Raw genomic sequence first — 17,287 nt, 5'->3', positions numbered from 1 at the left:
GGCGCACTGTACCCGTCGGTAACGGCCCCGCGCCTCAGGCCGGGGGACGCTGCATGGGCTGCATCGGCGGCCCGCCCGGCGGCGAGAACGCCGGGCCGTGGTCGGTGAACCCGAGCCGCCGGTAGAGCCGCGCGCTGTCCGGCGAACTGGCTTCGAGGTAGGTCGACGCGCCCTCGGCGTCGTAGCGGTCGAGGCCGTGGCGGACCAGCCGCGCGCCGAGGCCTTCCCGCTGCCGGCCGGGCCGGACGCCGATGAACTGCGCGTGCCAGTGCGGTTCGCGCGGCTCGCGGGCGGCCAGCAGGCCGAGCAGGACGCCCAGCCGGTGCAGTTCGTCGTCGTCGAGGCCCGGGATCAGCACGTCACCGCCGCCGTCACCGCCGGCGGGGGTCCAGATCACCGCGGCCGTGTGGTCGGCCGTCAGGTCGACGCTCCCGGTCGCGACGGCGAGGTCGGTGAGCGCGCGGAAGAACGCCGGGTGCGCGCCGGTGCGGCGGCGGTCGTCGCCGGGGAAGATCCAGCGGCTCATCGGATCGTCCTGGAACGCCGCGACGAGGATGCCGACGACGGCGTCCACATCGGACGGACCCGCGGACCGGACGTCGCTCATCGGCCCACCAGCTCCTCGGTTTCGCGGACCGGGCCGCCGATCCCGGCGTAGACGTCGGGGAGCCGGGTGCGCAGCGACTCGCCCCGCAGGAAGCCGACCAGCCCGGCCAGCGCCAGCAGCCCCGGCAGGCCCCAGCGCAGCAGCGGGTTCGAGCCCGCCGGGCCGAGCAGGACGGCGAAGTGGACGACGATGAGCACCAGGATCACGCTCAGCGCCAGCGCGGCCAGCAGCGGCGCGACCTGCCGCCGCCAGCGCGTCTCCTCCCCCGGATGACGCCGGAAGAAGCCGGCCACCGACAGCGAAACCGCGATCATGATGATCGTGACGCCGGTCGACGCGGTGACGCCGGTCCAGGTGAACAGGTCGGTGAACGGGTCGCGCCCGGCCAGCGCGAACACCGCGACGACGACGAAAGCGATCGTGGTCTGCACCAGGGAACCGCCGATCGGGGCGCCGGTGCGCTTGCTCGTGCGGCTGAACCCGACGGGCAGCAGCCCGTCCCGGCCGAGTGCGAAGAAATACCGGCCGACCGCGTTGTGGAAACTCACCATCGCGGCGCATTGGCTCGTCAGGAACAGTACGTAGGCGACGCCGGAAAAAGCCGTACCGAGGTGTTCCCCGGCGAGCCCGAACAACAGGCCCGGCCCTTCGGCGGCGGCCCGTTCCACGATGTGGTCGGGGCCGGTCGCGACGGCCATCCCGAGTGAGGAAACGACGTACAGCACGGCGGTCAGGCCGATCGCGATGTAGGTCGCCCGGCCGACCGTCCGGCTCGGGTCGCGGCATTCCTCGCCGTAGGTCGCGGCGCCTTCGAAACCGAGGAAAACGGCGATGGAAAAGGCGAAGACGGCGCCGGTCCCGGCGGTGAACAGGCTCGACGGCGCCAGCGGCGCCAGCGAAACGTGGCCGCCGGCCGGGTGCGCGAACATCCCGGCGTTCACCACCACGAGCACCGCGACCTCCAGTGCCAGCGCGACGCCGAGCACCTTCGCGTTGAGGTCGATCCGCAGCACCCCGGCCGCGCCGACGACCAGCACCGTCAGCAGCGCGATCACCCACCACGGCACGTGCACGCCGAACAGCGCGGCGAGCCACGTCGAAACGGAAAGGCCGAAGATGCCGTAGATCCCGAGCTGGATCGAGCTGTAGGCGACGACGGTCACGTAGGCGACACCGGTGCCCGCCGATTTCCCGATTCCGTGGGCGACGTACGGGTAGAACGCGCCGGCGTTCGTGATGTAACGGCTCATCGCGGCGTACCCGACGGCGAACAACGCGAGCACGGGAGCCAGCACCACGAACGAAAGTGGCACCCCGATACTGCCTGTCACAGCGTAGGTCGCCGAAACCCCGCCGGCGATCGCGTACAGCGGGCCCGCCGCCGCGACCACGAAGAACACGATCTGGACGGCCCCGAGCCGCCGGGCGCCGAGGCCGCGCCGTTCGGGCGTGTGCGTGCGCATGAACCTTTCCCACTGCTTGGAAACCGCCGGAGAATCCGAAGTGATCTTGGCGGCGGTCCACAGAGTAGGGGCAGCGCCCCCGCCGGCGGTACGGCCGATCGGGGTAAAACGCCCAGGCACCGGAAACCGCCGGAGGACGTACCGCTATCTTCGGGATCCTTCACGTCGATAGCCCAGGGGGCCCATTTCCGTCATGCGCCGGCTCACCTTGGTCGATTCGTTCTTCTTCCTCGGGCACGACGAGTTCACCGGGCGCGCGGTGCTCGGCCGGACGTCGCTCGGCATCGGGCTGGCCGGCGCGGTGTTGTGCGACCTGTTGTTCAGCGACCGGATCACCGTCGAAGACCGCAAGGTCCGCCCGATCACCCGGCGGCCGCCGGGAATTCCGACCATGGACCGGATCTTTTCCGAAATCCTCGGCGAATCCGCCGCGCACGGCGTGCGCGACTGGATCGACCACCTGCGCGCCACCCTGCCGTCGATCACGGCCGACAACCTCATCTCGCTCGGGCTCGTGCGCCGCGCCCCGGATCGGGTGCTGCTGCGCCGGACGCACCGCTACCCGCCCGCGGACCTGCTCGTCTCGACGGCCGCGCGCAGCAAGGCCCGGTCGGCGGTCTTCGGCGTCGAGCAGCCGGACCCGCATGCGGCGTGCCTGGCCCTGCTCGCGTGGACCGCGGGGGTCTCCGACCTGTGCGAACCGGAACTCGGCCGGGCGCAGGTGCGCACCTGGATGGCCGACACCCACGAGTCGCTGCCGCGCCGCATCGCCGACGTGATCACCGGGGTGGAGGCGGTCGCCGCGGCCGTCGTCTACACCGGCGACCGGAAGTGACCGGCGGGACCGGGCCGTTCGTCACCGGTCCGGCCACCGTCACGGCCGGATGGCTTCCGTGGCGACAGCCGCCCGCCGCTCGGGGGCCGGTCCGCTGCCGGCCGGATCGGTAACCTGGGCGCGTCCGCAGTCGACGTCCCCTGGAGGAGACATGCGCGCGCACGACGTGGTCCTGTTCGGCGCCACCGGCTTCACCGGCGGCCTCACCGCCGAGTACCTGGCCCGGCACGCGCCCGCGGACCTGCGCTGGGCGCTGGCCGGGCGCAACCGCGGCAAGCTCGAGGCCGTGCGGGCGCGGCTCGCGGAGATCGACGACCGGTTCGCGGCGCTCGACCTGCTCGTCGCCGACTCCGGCGATCCGGCGTCGCTGCGCGCCGTCGCCGAGGCCACGAAGGTCGTGATCACGACGGTCGGGCCGTACCTGAGCCAGGGTGAGCCGCTGGTCGCGGCGTGCGCCGAGGCGGGCACCGACTACGTCGATCTGACCGGCGAGCCCGAGTTCGCCGACCTGATGTACCTCAAGCACGACCGGCGCGCCCGCGAGACCGGCGCGCGGCTGGTGCACGCGTGCGGGTTCGACTCGATCCCGCACGACCTCGGCGCGTGGTTCACCGTGCGGCAGCTGCCCGAAGGCGTGCCGCTGCGCGTCGACGGTTACGTCCGGGCGAGCGGGATGCCGTCCGGTGGCACGTTCCTCAGCGCGCTGACCGTGCTGTCCCGCATGCCGGCCGGCGCGCGGGCCGCTCGCGAGCGCGCGGCCGCCGAGCCGCGTCCGGCGGGCCGGTTCGCGCGGGCCCCGCTCGGCCGGCCGCACCGGGTGCCCGGCGCGGGCTGGTGGGCGGTGCCGCTGCCGACGATCGACCCCGAGGTCGTCCGCCGGTCGGCGGCCGCGGTCGAGCGCTACGGCCCGGACTTCACCTACCGGCACTTCGCCGCGGTCAAGCACCTGCCGGTGCTGGCGGGCGGCGCGGTCGGTGTCGGCGCGCTGTTCGCCGCCGCGCAGGTCCCGCCGGCCCGGCGGGCGCTGTCCCGGCTGCTGGCGCCGGGCAACGGGCCGAGCCCGGAACGCCGCGCGCGGTCGTGGTTCTCGGTGCGGTTCATCGGCGAGGGCGGCGGCCGGCGCGTGGTGACCGAAGTGTCCGGCGGCGACCCGGGTTACGACGAGACGGCGAAGATGCTCGCGGAGTCGGCCCTCTGCCTGGCGACCGACGACCTCCCGGAGACGGCAGGCCAGGTGACCACGGCGGCGGCGATGGGCGACGCGCTGCTCGACCGGCTCACCAAGGCGGGGATCCGCTTCGAGACGCTCTGACCGCTGCCCCTCCTCTCCCGGGCCGGCCGGTTTCACGCGGTTTCACAGTGCCGTGGCGTGAAACTTTGCCGGTGTGATGGATCTTCTGCCGCTCCCGAGCCGCGTTTAGCGTCGATCGGGTTCTGCGCGGAACTCCCCATCCCCCTGTTCTCGAGGAGCGTCATGAGACTGCCCCAACGGTTCGCCGCGCTCGGCGGGGCGACGGCGGCGGGCATGGTCGTGGTCGGCATCGCCGTCGCCGCGCCCGCGCAGCCCACCCCCACGCCACCACCCGCCGTGTCGGCCGCGCAGGCCCAGGCCAACGCCACGAACGCCGCCGCCGGCCTGGTCGGCGCCCGCCCGGCCGCCCTGTTCGCCGGATCCCACGACAAGTTCGTCCAGCGGGACGTGCGGTCCGCGTCCGGCCTGTCGTACGTCGTCTACGACCGCACCTACGACGGCCTGCCCGTGATCGGCGGCGACCTCGTCATCGCCACCGACTCCGCGGGCACCGTGAAGACCACCTCCGTCGCCCAGCAGCAGCCCCTCGGCGACCTGAACGTCCGCGGCGCCAAGCTCACCGCGGCCCAGGCGGACGCCGTCGCCGCGAAGCAGGTCCGCGGGCCGAAGGGCCTGCCCGGCGGGACGCTCGTCGTCGTCGCCGACGGCAGCGGGCGGCTCGCCTACGAGAGCAACGTCGAAGGCACCGACTCGCGCGGTGAGCCGAGCAGCCTGAGCGTCTACGTCGACGCCGTGGACGGCCGGGTGCTGCGGACCGTGCAGCACGTCGCCGCGGGCACCGGCACCGGCAAGTGGAACGGGCCGGCCCCGCTGCCGCTGAACACCACGAAGTCCGGCAGCACGTACTCGATGGCCGACCCGGACACGGCCAACCTGGACTGCCGCAACTACAGCAACGACTCCGTCCTCACCGGCTCGGACGACAGCTGGGGCAACGGCACCGGCACGAACATCGAGACCGGCTGCGCGGACGCGTTGTTCGTCACCCAGACCGAGAAGAAGATGCTCTCGGAGTGGGTGGGCCGCAACGGCTTCACCGGCAACGGCGGCGCCTGGAAGATCCGCGTCGGCCTCGACGACGAGAACGCGTACTACTACAACTCGCGCCCGGCCTACGTGAACCTCGGGCACAACCCGAGCGGCGAATGGGTCGGCTCGCTCGACATCCTGGGCCACGAGATGGGCCACGGCGTCGACGACTACTCCGGCTCCGGCGGCTTCTCCGGCGGCGGGACGCAGGAGTTCGTCGCCGACACCTTCGGCACCGCGACGGAGTTCTACGCGAACGAGCCGTCGCAGTACGACCCGCCGGACTACGCGATCGGCGAAGAGGTCAACCTGGTCGGCACCGGCGCGATCCGCTACATGTACGACCCGTCGAAGGTCGGCGACCCGAACTGCTACTCCAGCTCCACCCCGAACGCGGAGGTGCACAAGGCGGCCGGGCCCGGCGACCACTGGTTCTACCTGCTGGCCGAGGGCAGCAACCCGACGAACGGCCAGCCCACCAGCCCGACCTGCAACAACACCACCGTGGCCGGCCTGGGCATCCGCAAGGCGATCAACATCATGCACGGCGCCGTCCAGCTCAAGACGTCCGGCAGCTCGTACGTGCGCTACCGCACGTGGACGCTGCAGGCCGCCAAGAACCTGTACCCGAACTCCTGCACCGAGTTCAACGCCGTGAAGGCGGCGTGGAACGCGGTCAGCGTGCCGGCGCAGTCGGGCGACCCGACGTGCACCGACTCGACCCCGACCACCACGCCCCCGACGACCACGCCCCCCACCACGACGCCGCCGACGACCACGCCGCCGGGGAACTGCACCGGCCAGAAGCTGCTGAACCCGGGCTTCGAGTCGGGCAAGACGTCGTGGACCGACCCGAACACCACCATCGGCCAGTGGGGCAACCAGGCGCCGGCGCGCTCGGGCACCTACGCGTCGTGGCTCGGCGGCCAGGGCGTGACGCACACCGACACGCTTTCGCAATCAGTGGCGCTTCCCGCGGGCTGCCACGCGAGCCTGACCTTCTGGCTGCGCGTGAGCACGGCCGAGACCGAGAACGTCGTCTACGACAAGCTGGTCGTGTCCGCCGGGTCGACGGCGGTGGCGACGTACTCGAACCTCGACCGCAACCCGGCCTACGCGCAGAAGACGATCGACCTGTCGTCCTACGCCGGCCAGACCGTCACGCTCAAGTTCGCCGGCACGGAGGACCAGTCGCTGCAGACGTCCTTCGTCGTCGACGACACGGCGCTCACCCTCGGTTGATCCCGGCGGGGCCTGCTACCTACTTTGGTGGCAGGCCCCGTTGCGCCAGGTGCAGCGGGTATTCATGCTTACCCGATGGAAGGGTTTCCCGCGGAGGTCACGGCGGCGGTCCGGGAAGGACCGTTCGACGTGGCCTTCGACTTGGCGATCCGGCATCGCGGGCTGAGCCTCGAGGCGCTGCAGCGGCGGATGGCGACCCGCGGCGCCCAGGTCAGCCTGGCGACGCTGAGCTACTGGCGGCGAGGCCGGCGTCACCCGGAAGGGCAGCGCTCGCTGCACGCGGTCGGCGTCGCCGAAGGCTGTCTCGGCCTGCCCGCGGACGCCTTGACGATCCTGGCGGCCCGGCCGCGCGTGCGCCGGACCGAGCCGTGGCCCGGCGGGGTCAGCCTGGCCAGCGCGCTCGGCGCCGAGCCGACCGAGCTGGGCTCGTGCGACGGCATCGACCTCGACGGCAACGCCCGGCTCGCGATCGCGTCGGTGCACCAGCGGGCCACGCTGACCGCGGACCGCACCGAGGCCTCGGTGCGCACGGAGATGGTGGTGACCAGCCGCGACGACGGCGTCGACCGCTGGGTGTCGTTCTTCCGCCCGCAGACCGGCGGCGCCCACCACCCGGTGCTGCGGTCGGCGCGCTGCTGCCGCCCCGGCCGGATCCGCCGCGACCCGTCGTCGGAGCTGCTGGCCGTGGAGCTGCGGTTCGACTACCCGCTGCGCGCGGGCGAGACGTACGTGTTCGACTTCGACTTCGGTTACGACGGCCCCCCGCCGGAGACGAGCTACCTGCAGTTCGGCATCCGCGCCCCGGCGCGTCAGCTGGTGCTGCAGGCCTGCTTCGACCCGGCGGCGGTCCCGGTCCGCTGCTACCGCTACCACCGCCCCCGCGACGGCTCCCCGGACACCGCGCGGGAACCGGAGCTGCCGGTGGGCCCCAGCCTGACCGGCCACATCGCGGTGCTGGACGCGCAGCCGGGCGTCTACGGCATGGTCTGGGAGTGGGACTGACGGTCGATCTCGTAGTCCGCTTCCTCGAACGAGCCCACCCGCGACCGCAACCGGCCCGTCGAGAACGGCCAGCTGAAGCTGTTGCGCCCGTTGACGTCCGTGTAGTAGCTCGAACAGCCGCCGGACTGGTAGACGGTGCCGGGCAAAGCCGCCTGGACCTCGGCGTCGAACGCCGCCTGGGCCTCCGGGCGCACCGCGACCGACGCCCAGCCCGAATTCAGCGTCCGGGTCACCGCGGCGACCGTGTGCCGCAGCTGGGCCTCGAGGATCATGAACGCCGACGTGTGACCGGTGCCGAGGCTCGGGCCGAGCAGCAGGTACAGGTTGGGGAACCCGGCGACCGTCGTGCCGAGGTACGCCGAAGGGCTGCCCCGCCAGTGGTCGTCGAGGCTGCGGCCGTCGTCGTCGAACACGCGGGCCGACACCGGCATGTCGAGGATGTGGAAGCCGGTGCCGAAGACGATCGCGTCGACTTCCGCCGCCGAACCGTCCGCACCCACGACCCGGTTGCCGGCTACCGAAGAGACCGCGGTCGGATGGACGTCCACTGTGGACTTCGTGAGCGCGCGGTAGTACGTGTTCGACATCAAGAGGCGCTTGCAGCCGAGTGTGTAGTCCGGTGTGAGCTTTCGGCGCAGCACCGGGTCCCGCACCGCGAGCCGCAAGTGCGCGAGCCCGAGCTTCTGGACCTGCCGCAGCAGCCACGGGTGCCGGAAGCCGAACCCGAGCGTCTCCATGGCGCCGTACTCCACACCGCGCAGCATCCGTCGCAGCGCCGGGAACCGCCGCAGTAGCACCCGTTCGACGCCCGGGACGTGGTGGTCCGGCTTGGGCAGCACCCACTGCGCGGTGCGCTGGAACAGGTGCAGCCGCTCGACCCGGTCGACGATCTCCGGGACGAACTGCACCGCGGACGCGCCCGTGCCGATCACCGCGACGCGCTTGCCCGTCAGGTCGTAGCCGTGGTTCCAGCGCGCGGAGTGGAAGACCTCGCCCGGGAAACCGTCGAGACCGGGCAGGTCCGGGATCAGCGGCTCGTGCCACGGCCCGGTGCCCGCGACCAGGATCCTCGCCGTGTAAGGCCCTCGGGACGTCGCCAAGTCCCACCGCGCCTCAAGAGCGTTCCACTTCGCCCGCGTCACCTCGACGCCGTACCGGATCTTCGAAGAGACGCCGAACCGCGAAGCGGTGTCACGCAGGTAGGCCCGGATCTCCGCCTGACCGGCGAACGCGCGCGTCCACTCGGGATTCGGGGCGAACGAGTACGAGTAGAGCGCGGACGGGACGTCGCAGGCGCAGCCGGGATAGGTGTTGTCGCGCCAGGTGCCGCCGAGTTCGGCGGCCTTCTCCAGTACGGCGAGGTCGTCGACCCCGGCCTGGCCGAGCCGGATGGCCGCACCCAGCCCCGAGGCCCCGGCGCCGACGACGAGGACCGCGAAGTCGCGTTGTTCCATTTTCGGAGACTAACAGTATCTCAGTACTACTGGTACTCCAGTTCCGTGACTCGCTAGAGTGCAGGCATGGCCCGACTCACCCGCGCGGAAAGCCAGGCGCGCACCCGCGAACAGCTCATCGAGACCGCCAAGCAGCTCTTCCTGTGTGACGGTTACTCGGTGACGTCGCTGGAGAAGGTCGCCGACGAGGCCGGGTACTCGAAGGGCGCGGTCTACTCGAACTTCCGCAACAAGGACGAGCTCTGCCTCGCCGTACTCGACCGGATCCACGACGAGCAGGTGGAGGCGGTCGCGGAGGCGCTGGTCGGCGCCGACGGGATGGAAGGGCTGCTGACGGCGTTCCAGTCGTGGGCCGAGCGCAGCATCGGCGACGAGGCGTGGACCGCGCTGGAGGTCGAGTTCGCCACGACCGCCCGGCGCAACCCGCACGTGCGGGCCGAACTGGCCGCCCGCGACAAGACCATCCGCGACACCATTGCGAGCCTGCTCTCGGGCTACGCCGAGCGGTTCGGGATCACCCTCCCGATGTCGGCCGACGACGCCGCGACGGCGCTGCTCAGCCTGGGCATCGGCCTGGGTGTCCAGCGCGCGATCGACCCGACGATCCCGGTGAACGTGCTGCCGGACGTCATCCGCATCTTCGCCGGCGCCCGCTGACCACCCCGAAATAGTCTACTTCGGCTTGGCTTTTTTCCCTATTTGCCAACAACTTCGTCCCCCCTTGTGGCGGTGCTGACCCTTCGCTACCGTGGCGCTACGCCGCAGCACCACCAGCAACCCGTTTCCGGCAGCCGAAGGGCCACCGAATTCCGGGTGCTGTCCGCCATGCCCACAGCGTCATTGCCCAACGGCCGTGCTCCCCCACGGCACGTTTCGCGGAAAGGGTTTTCCCCCATGAGCAAGAAGTTGCGGCCGGTCCTGATCGGCGCGCTCGGCGCGGCCTCCGTCGCGGCCCTCGTGATCACCACGCCCGCGCTCTCCTCGGCCGCCCCCGCGCCGCCGGCCGCGCAGAGCGCCGCCTCCGTCAACGCGGTCGGCGACCTCTCCGTCGCGGCCAAGAAGGAGATCGCGATGAAGCTGGTCTCCAGCGCGGAAAACTCCTCCCTGGACTGGAAAGCGCAGTACAAGTACATCGAGGACATCGGTGACGGCCGCGGGTACACCGCCGGCATCATCGGTTTCTGCTCCGGCACCGGCGACATGCTCGAACTGGTCCAGGCCTACACCGACGCCGTCCCGAACAACCCGCTCGCGAAGTACCTCCCCGCGCTGAAGAAGGTGAACGGCACCGACTCGCACAGCGGGCTCGGCTCGGCGTTCGAAAGCGCGTGGAAGCAGGCCGCGGCCACGACCGCGTTCCAGACCGCGCAGAACAACGAGCGCGACCGCGTCTACTTCAACCCCGCGGTGAGCCAGGGCAAGACGGACGGCCTGAGCAACCTCGGCCAATTCGCCTACTACGACGCCATCGTGATGCACGGCCCGGGCACCGACCACAGCAGCTTCGGCGGCATCCGCTCGGCCGCGCTGAAGAAGGCCAAGACCCCGGCGCAGGGTGGCGACGAGGCGACCTACCTCAAGGCGTTCTTCGCCGCCCGCAAGGTCGTCATGAACGAGGAAGAAGCCCACTCCGACACCTCGCGCGTCGACACCGAGCAGGTGACGTTCCTCAACGCGGGCAACTTCGACCTGCACACCCCGCTGAAGTGGAAGGTCTACGGGGACTCCTACACCATCAACTGACGTGGGTGCGCGACCGGCGTGGCGCCGCTAGGGTCTCCGGCATGGGCAGGAGATTCCTCGGCGCCACGCTGGTCGCGGCCGCACTGGTCGCGGGCACGCTGCTGACCAGCACCGCCGCGACCCCCGCCGGAGCCGTCCCGCTGTCCTTCCACGGGGACGCGGGCCAGGTGCTCACCGTCGTCGCGGACTCGGCGAGCGCGACCACCGCCGTGCTCACCGCCTGGCAGCGCACCGAAACCGGCTGGTCCAGGGCCTACGGTCCGATCAGCGCGTTCGTCGGCAAGGACGGCGTCGGCCAGGCCAGCGAATCGACGTCGCACACCCCGGCCGGCGTGTGGAAGCTGACCGAGGCCTTCGGGATCCAGCCGGACAACGGGACCCGGCTGCCGTACCGGCAGGTCACGACGTCGGACTGGTGGGTGTCCGATGTGAAGTCCCCGTACTACAACACGCACTTCTCCTGCGTTCCCGGAACGTGCCCGTTCAACGAGGCGGCCGGTGAGGATCTCGGCAAGGCGGGGCCGGTCTACGACCACGCCGTCGTCCTCGACTACAACCGCTCGCCCGTGGTGCCGGGCGCCGGGTCCGCGTTCTTCCTGCACGTCTCGAACGGGAAGCCGACCGCGGGCTGCGTCTCGATCCCGGGCCCGGACCTCGATGCCGTGATGCGCTGGCTCGACCCGGCGCGGCACCCGGTCGCCGACATCTCGGTCAGCGGCTGAGCAGCTCGTCCACCGTGCGGGTGTTGATGATCCGCTCGGGCGCGATCCCGGCCTTGATCGCCCGCTCGCAGCCGTAGCCCTGCCAGTCGAGCTGGCCGGGCGCGTGCGCGTCGCTGTCGATGGCGAACTCGCAGCCGAGTTCCGCGGCCAGGCGCAGCAGCTTCATCGGCGGGTCGAGGCGTTCGGGCCGCGAGTTGATCTCCACCGCGACGCCGTTCTCGCGGCACGCGGTGAACACGGCCTTGGCGTCGAACTCCGACTCCGGCCGGCCGCGGCCGACGACGAGCCGGCCGGTGCAGTGCCCCAGCACCCGGACGTGCGGGTTCCGCACCGCGGCGAGCATCCGCCGGGTCATGTCCCGCGCCGGCATCCGCAGCTTCGAGTGCACGCTCGCGACGACGAAGTCGAGCTGCCCGAGCAGCTCTTCCTCCTGGTCGAGCGCGCCGTCGTCGAGGATGTCGACCTCGATGCCCTGCAGCAGCCGGAACGGCGCCATCAGCTCGTTGGCCTTGGCGACGATCTGCATCTGCGTCCGCAGCCGGTCCGGCGACAGCCCGTTCGCGACGGTCAGCCGCGGCGAGTGGTCGGTCAGGACCATCCACTCGTGCCCGATCTCCCGGCCCGCGACGGCCATCTCGCCGATTGAGCTGCCGCCGTCCGACCAGTCGGAATGGGTGTGGCAGTCGCCCTTCAGCGCGGATCGAAGCGGTTCGCCGTCGGGCAGCTTCGCCTCGACGATCTTCTCGCGGTAGGCCGGATCACGGCCGGCCAGCGCGTCTTCGATGACGCCCGCGGTGGCTTTCCCGATCCCGGGCAACGCGGTGAGGGTGCCGTTCTCGGCCATCGAGGCCAGCCGGTCGGCGTCGGTCTTGTCGACGGTGGCGGCCGCGTTGCGGAACGCGCGCACCCGGTAGCTCGGCTCCCCCGCGCGTTCGAGCTGGAACGCGATCTCCCGCAACGCCCACGCCGGATCCATGGGACCTTCCTACCCCCTCGGGGGCAGTTCGTGCAGCTCGACGTCCGTCAGCGCACCTTGCGAGATCCGGGCCGTCTGGTAAGTGCAGAACGGCTGGCGGCGGCGGTCCGTCGGCGAGCCCGGGTTGAGCAGGCGCAGGCCGGCCGGCGTGGTCGTGTCCCACGGGATGTGGCTGTGGCCGAACACGAGGACGTCGGTGTCCGGGAACTGCGCGTCGCACCGCTGCTCGCGGCCCTGTTTCGCACCCGTCTCGTGGATGACGGCCAAGCGGACGCCGTCGAGGTCGGCGTGGGCGATCTCCGGCAGCCTCGTGCGCAGTTCCGGCCCGTCGTTGTTGCCGTACACGCCGATCAGGCGCTCGCTGCGGGTCTCCAGCTCGTCGAGCAGGGGCACGTCCACCCAGTCACCCGCGTGCACGACGACGTCGGCGGCCTCGACCTCCCGCCAGACCTGCTCGGGCAGCACCCGCGCGCGGCCCGGGAGGTGGGTGTCGGAGATGAGCAGGAGCTTCACCCGATGGCCTTCAGGACGCGTTCCAGGAAGCCGCCGATGTGGTCGCGCAGCAGCGCGGCCGCGCCCTCGGCGTCACCCTTCTTGGCCGCGGACAGCACGGCCTTGTGCTCGGTCCACTCCTTCTTCCAGCTGGGGTTGGCTTCCCAGCCGACGACGCTGATCAGCGCGGCGCGGTCCTTGAGGTCGTCCAGGATCGAGACCATCAGCGGGTTGCCGCAGCCGCGGTAGAGCGCGCGGTGGAAACGGCGGTTGAGCAGGCTCAACGCGACCTGGTCCTTGTCGGCGATCGCCGCCGACGCCTCCTTGAGCGCGTCCGCGGCGTCTTCCAGCAGGTCCGCGTCGCGCCGCTCGACAGTGCGCCGGACGCCTTCGGGCTCGAGCACCATCCGCACGTCGTAGACGGACTTGGCCAGGTCGGCGTCGACGACGCAGACCGAGGCGCCCTTGTACGGGCTGAACGTCACCAGGCCCGAGTTGGACAGCACCTTGAGCGCCTCGCGCACCGGCGTCTTGGACACGCCCAGCCGCGCGGCCAGCTCGGCTTCGACCAGGGGCTGGCCGGGGAGCAGCTCGCGGGTGAGGATGCCGCGGCGGATCTCCTCCAGGACCACTTCGGTCCGGGATGCGGGCAGGCTGAACGTCCCGGTCATGGCGCGCTCCCTCGTCGTGTCGGAGCCCATTCAACCAGCCCCACCGGATCATATATCAGATGCCATAATGGAAGGCATGAAGGAACCCGAGGAGCTCCGCAGCCACCGGTGGTACGGCGGCGACGACCTGCGCGACTTCAGCCACCGCGCCCGCAGCCGTCAGCTCGGCTACAACCCGGAAGAGCACCTCGGCAAGCCGGTGATCGGCATCCTCAACACGTGGAGCGACATCAACCCGTGCCACATGCACCTGCGCGAACGCGCCGAGCAGGTCAAACGCGGGGTGTGGCAGGCCGGCGGCTTCCCGCTGGAGTTCCCGGTGGCGACGCTCTCGGAGACCTACCAGAAGCCGACGCCGATGCTCTACCGGAATCTGCTGGCGATGGAGACCGAGGAGATCCTGCGGTCCTACCCGATCGACGGCGCGGTGCTGATGGGCGGCTGCGACAAGTCCACGCCGGCGCTGCTGATGGGCGCCGCGAGCGCGGACCTGCCCGCGATCTTCGTCCCGGCCGGGCCGATGCTGCGCGGCCACTGGCGCGACGAGGTGCTCGGCAGCGGCACCGACATGTGGAAGTACTGGGACGAGAAGCGCGCGGGCCGGATCGGCGACGCCGAAATGTCCGAACTGGAGCGCGGGCTCGCGCGGTCGCCCGGCCACTGCATGACGATGGGCACGGCGTCGACCATGACCTCGGCCGCGGAAGTGCTCGGCATGACGCTGCCGGGCGCGGCGTCGATCCCGGCCGTCGACTCGGCCCACCACCGGATGGCCGCGGCGAGCGGCGCCCGGATCGTCGGCATGGTCTGGGAAGACCTGCGCATCGGGCAGATCCTCGACAAGCGCGCGTACGCGGACGCGATCACGACCGTGCTCGCCCTGGGTGGCTCGACCAACGCCGTGATCCACCTGGTCGCGATGGCCGGGCGCAGCGGGATCCCGTTGGGACTGGGCGATTTCGACGCGATCGCGCGGCGCGTCCCGGTGCTGGCGAACATCCGTCCCGGCGGTGACTGGCTGATGGAGGACTTCTACTACGCGGGCGGCCTGCCGGGGTTGCTGTCGCGGCTGACCGACCTCCTGCACCTCGACCGGCCGACGGTCACCGGCCGCACCCTGGGTGCCGATCTCTCGGCGGCCCGGGTACACAACGACGACGTCATCCGGCCGCGCGACAACCCGGTCGCCGCCGAGGGCGGCGTCGCGGTCCTGCACGGCAACCTGGCGCCGTCGGGCGCGGTGATCAAGCACCTCGCCGCCGAGCCGGACCTGCTGGTGCACACCGGCCCGGCCGTGGTCTTCGAGAACTACCGCGACCTGAAGAAGCGGATCGAGAACCCGGCGATCACCGCGGACTCGGTCCTGGTGCTGCGCGGCTCGGGCCCGCTCGGCGGCCCCGGGATGCCGGAGTACGGGATGCTGCCGATCCCGGCGCACCTGCTGGCGGCCGGGGTCCGCGACATGGTCCGGATCTCGGACGCCCGGATGAGCGGGACGAGCTACGGGGCGTGCGTGCTGCACGTGGCCCCGGAGTCCCACGTGGGCGGCCCGCTGGCCCTGGTCCGCGACGGCGACCTGATCACGCTGGACGTCCCGTCGCGGGTGCTGCGGCTGGAGGTGTCCGATGAGGAGCTCGCGCGGCGCCGTGCCGCGTGGACGCCGCCGGCGCCGGTGTTCGAGCGGGGTTACGGAGCGCTCTACGCCGAGCACATCACCCAGGCCGACGAGGGCTGTGACTTCGACTTCCTGGCCCGCGCGGGCCACAACCCGGAGCCCGACGCACGCTGAAGGTTGCCTCGCGTACCCCTACCGTGACCGGTTCATCCCCCGTTAGGGCGAGTCGTACGGCTTGTCCGGGTGCCCCGTACGCTGAGGCCGTCACCGGCGCGATCGGGCGCCGCGTTGAAGGGGTGGAGAGTTGCCGTACGAACCGCGCTGGCCCGAGTCACACGGTGAGCAGACCGACGTCCTTCCGGTCGTCCGCCCCGACGCCGCACCCGAGCCCGATGCCCCGGCGAACCGGACGAAAAACCTGCGCAGGGCCGGCTGGATCGCCGGTGGCGTCTTCGGGCTGCTCGTCGTGGTCTACGGCGTCGACCTGATGGTCAGCCAGGGCAGCGTGCCGCGCGGGGTGACCGTCGCGGGCGTCGACGTCGGCGGCATGGATCGCGCCGCCGCCGAGCAGGAGCTGCGCGGGCAGATCGAGCCGCGGCTCACCCGTCCGCTGGCCGTGACGGCCGGCGACGTCCGAGGCAGCCTGTCCCCCACCCTCGCCGGGCTGACCCTCGACTGGGCGCGGACGCTGGACCAGGCCGGCGAGCAGCCGCTGAACCCGTTCACGCGCCTTTCCTCGCTGTTCTCTAGCCGCGAGGTCGGTGTCGTCAGCCGCGCCGACGACACCAAGCTCGCCGCCGCCCTCGAGAGCCTCCGCGGCGAGATCGACCGCGAGCCCGCCGAGGGCACCGTGAAGTTCGAGGGGACGAACCCGGTCGCCGTCGCGCCGAAGCCCGGGCAGAAGCTCGACGTCGAGGCCGCGAAGGCCGCCGTCGTCGAGAAGTGGGCCCGCGGCGAGACCCTGGCCCTGCCGGTGACGAGCACGCCGGTCCGCACCACGCCCGAAGGCGTCCAGGCCGCGCTGGAGCAGTTCGCGAAGCCCGCCGTCTCGGGCCCGCTGGTCGTCAAGGGTGACGGCAAGAACGCCACCGTGAAGCCGGACGCGATCGCCGCCGCGCTGAGCTTCGAGCCCGCCGAGGGCGGCGGGCTGACGCCGAAGATCGACAACGCCAAGATCGCCGACGCCGCCAAGCCGCAGCTGAAGTCCACCGAGAAGGAGGGCAAGGAGGCGACCATCGTCTTCGAAGGCGGCAAGCCCACGGTGGACCCGTCGACCGACGGCCGGGCGATCGACTGGGACCCGAGCCTCAAGCCGCTGCCCGAGGTGCTGAAGAAGACCGACGGCCGCGAGGTCCCGGCGATCTACAAGGACAGCCCGGCCAAGGTGACGACCGACCAGGCGAACCAGCTGGGCGTCAAGGAGGTCGTCGGCGAGTTCACGACCGGCGGCTTCGCGGCCGACTCCGGCACGAACATCCGCGTGGTGGCGCAGAAGGTCAACGGCGCCATCGTCAAGCCGGGGGAAACCTTCAGCCTCAACGGGTTCACCGGCCCGCGCGGCAAGCCGCAGGGGTACGTCGAGGCGGGCGTGATCGAGAACGGCGCCCCGGCGCGCGAGGTCGGCGGCGGCATCTCGCAGTTCGCGACGACGCTGTACAACGCGTCGTACTTCTCGGGCATGAAGGACGCGGGCCACAAGGAACACAGCTACTACATCAGCCGCTACCCCGCCGCGCGGGAGGCGACGGTGTTCCAGAACCCCAACGGCGCCAGCGTCATCGACATCAAGTTCACGAACGACTCGCCGACCGGCATCGCGATCCAGACGATCTGGACGCCGTCGTCGATCACCGTGAAGCTGTGGGGCACCAAGCGCTACACCGTCGAGTCGATCCCGGGCAGCCGGTCCAACCCGACCGACCCCCAGGCCAAGCCGGGCCCGGCGGAGAACTGCCACGCCTCCAACGGCGCGCCGGGCTTCACCACGACCGACACCCGCGTGCTCAAGGACGCCTCGTCCGGCCGTGAGGTCAGCCGCTCGACGCGGACCGTCCGCTACAACCCGCAACCGAAAATCACCTGCGGCCCCTCCTCCTAACGGCCGTTCACCGGCTGCGTCCACGC

General features: G+C 71.5%; 15 protein-coding genes. 9 read left to right on the top strand and 6 right to left on the bottom strand.

All coding sequences use genetic code 11. The features are described from left to right. Window positions 1-34 precede the first annotated feature (34 nt). Together OG494_RS47910 and OG494_RS47905 are read right to left on the bottom strand one after the other, a co-directional pair. Complete coding sequence (locus tag OG494_RS47910; protein WP_328450474.1) at window positions 35-607, bottom strand: GNAT family N-acetyltransferase; 573 nt, start codon at window positions 605-607, stop codon at window positions 35-37. Further along, the gene (locus OG494_RS47905; RefSeq protein ID WP_328450472.1) at window positions 604-2,070 is read right to left on the bottom strand and encodes an APC family permease; all 1,467 of its coding nucleotides are present in this window, start codon (window positions 2,068-2,070) and stop codon (window positions 604-606) included. The genes OG494_RS47910 and OG494_RS47905 overlap by 4 nt, the downstream gene beginning before the upstream one ends. Before the next feature lie 193 nt (window positions 2,071-2,263). Here OG494_RS47905 and OG494_RS47900 point away from each other — a divergent pair, with 193 nt between their 5' ends. The 4 genes from OG494_RS47900 to OG494_RS47885 all read left to right on the top strand — a co-directional run bounded on the left by OG494_RS47900 (window position 2,264) and on the right by OG494_RS47885 (window position 7,490). After that, window positions 2,264-2,905, top strand: a complete 642-nt coding sequence (locus OG494_RS47900; RefSeq protein ID WP_328450470.1) for a GOLPH3/VPS74 family protein — start codon at window positions 2,264-2,266, stop codon at window positions 2,903-2,905. A gap of 151 nt (window positions 2,906-3,056) precedes the next feature. Next, entirely contained in the window at window positions 3,057-4,217 is a 1,161-nt protein-coding gene (locus tag OG494_RS47895) for a saccharopine dehydrogenase family protein (protein WP_328450468.1), read from the top strand. Between the two features lie 162 nt (window positions 4,218-4,379). Continuing rightward, window positions 4,380-6,488 carry a M4 family metallopeptidase gene (locus OG494_RS47890; protein WP_328450466.1) on the top strand — a complete coding sequence of 703 codons (2,109 nt, stop codon included), beginning with the start codon at window positions 4,380-4,382 and terminating at the stop codon, window positions 6,486-6,488. A gap of 75 nt (window positions 6,489-6,563) precedes the next feature. Next, window positions 6,564-7,490: a hypothetical protein gene (locus tag OG494_RS47885; protein WP_328450464.1), complete on the top strand. Its 927-nt coding sequence runs from the start codon at window positions 6,564-6,566 to the stop codon at window positions 7,488-7,490. Here OG494_RS47885 and OG494_RS47880 read toward each other — a convergent pair. Continuing rightward, window positions 7,463-8,944 (bottom strand): flavin-containing monooxygenase, encoded by a 1,482-nt coding sequence (locus OG494_RS47880; RefSeq protein WP_328450462.1) that lies wholly within the window; start codon window positions 8,942-8,944, stop codon window positions 7,463-7,465. The genes OG494_RS47885 and OG494_RS47880 overlap by 28 nt on opposite strands. Window positions 8,945-9,010: 66 nt before the next feature. Here OG494_RS47880 and OG494_RS47875 point away from each other — a divergent pair, with 66 nt between their 5' ends. The 3 genes from OG494_RS47875 to OG494_RS47865 all read left to right on the top strand — a co-directional run bounded on the left by OG494_RS47875 (window position 9,011) and on the right by OG494_RS47865 (window position 11,409). Beyond that, window positions 9,011-9,601 (top strand): TetR/AcrR family transcriptional regulator, encoded by a 591-nt coding sequence (locus OG494_RS47875; protein WP_328450460.1) that lies wholly within the window; start codon window positions 9,011-9,013, stop codon window positions 9,599-9,601. 237 nt (window positions 9,602-9,838) lie between these two features. Further along, complete coding sequence (locus tag OG494_RS47870; protein ID WP_328450458.1) at window positions 9,839-10,687, top strand: chitosanase; 849 nt, start codon at window positions 9,839-9,841, stop codon at window positions 10,685-10,687. A 41-nt stretch (window positions 10,688-10,728) separates the two neighbouring features. Continuing rightward, the gene (locus OG494_RS47865; protein WP_328450456.1) at window positions 10,729-11,409 is read left to right on the top strand and encodes a L,D-transpeptidase family protein; all 681 of its coding nucleotides are present in this window, start codon (window positions 10,729-10,731) and stop codon (window positions 11,407-11,409) included. Here OG494_RS47865 and OG494_RS47860 read toward each other — a convergent pair. The 3 genes from OG494_RS47860 to OG494_RS47850 are packed head-to-tail and all read right to left on the bottom strand — an operon-like array spanning window position 11,399 to window position 13,548. Beyond that, window positions 11,399-12,385 carry a PHP domain-containing protein gene (locus tag OG494_RS47860; RefSeq protein WP_328450454.1) on the bottom strand — a complete coding sequence of 329 codons (987 nt, stop codon included), beginning with the start codon at window positions 12,383-12,385 and terminating at the stop codon, window positions 11,399-11,401. The two genes, OG494_RS47865 and OG494_RS47860, sit on opposite strands and share 11 nt — an antisense overlap. A 9-nt stretch (window positions 12,386-12,394) precedes the next feature. Continuing rightward, window positions 12,395-12,898 carry a metallophosphoesterase family protein gene (locus tag OG494_RS47855; RefSeq protein ID WP_328450453.1) on the bottom strand — a complete coding sequence of 168 codons (504 nt, stop codon included), beginning with the start codon at window positions 12,896-12,898 and terminating at the stop codon, window positions 12,395-12,397. After that, window positions 12,895-13,548 carry a GntR family transcriptional regulator gene (locus OG494_RS47850; protein WP_328450451.1) on the bottom strand — a complete coding sequence of 218 codons (654 nt, stop codon included), beginning with the start codon at window positions 13,546-13,548 and terminating at the stop codon, window positions 12,895-12,897. The genes OG494_RS47855 and OG494_RS47850 overlap by 4 nt, the downstream gene beginning before the upstream one ends. A 76-nt stretch (window positions 13,549-13,624) precedes the next feature. Between OG494_RS47850 and araD the strand changes: the two genes are divergently transcribed. After that, window positions 13,625-15,337 carry an L-arabinonate dehydratase gene (gene araD, locus OG494_RS47845; RefSeq protein WP_328450450.1) on the top strand — a complete coding sequence of 571 codons (1,713 nt, stop codon included), beginning with the start codon at window positions 13,625-13,627 and terminating at the stop codon, window positions 15,335-15,337. Between the two features lie 130 nt (window positions 15,338-15,467). Further along, a complete protein-coding gene (locus OG494_RS47840) occupies window positions 15,468-17,261 on the top strand; it encodes a VanW family protein (RefSeq protein ID WP_328450448.1) in 1,794 nt (597 codons plus the stop codon). Window positions 17,262-17,287 lie beyond the last annotated feature (26 nt).

Source organism: Amycolatopsis sp. NBC_00438, assembly GCF_036026695.1.
In the GTDB taxonomy this organism is placed as follows: domain Bacteria; phylum Actinomycetota; class Actinomycetes; order Mycobacteriales; family Pseudonocardiaceae; genus Amycolatopsis.
Note: the sequence above shows the minus strand (reverse complement) of the source record. Positions and strands in the feature narration are given on the sequence as shown.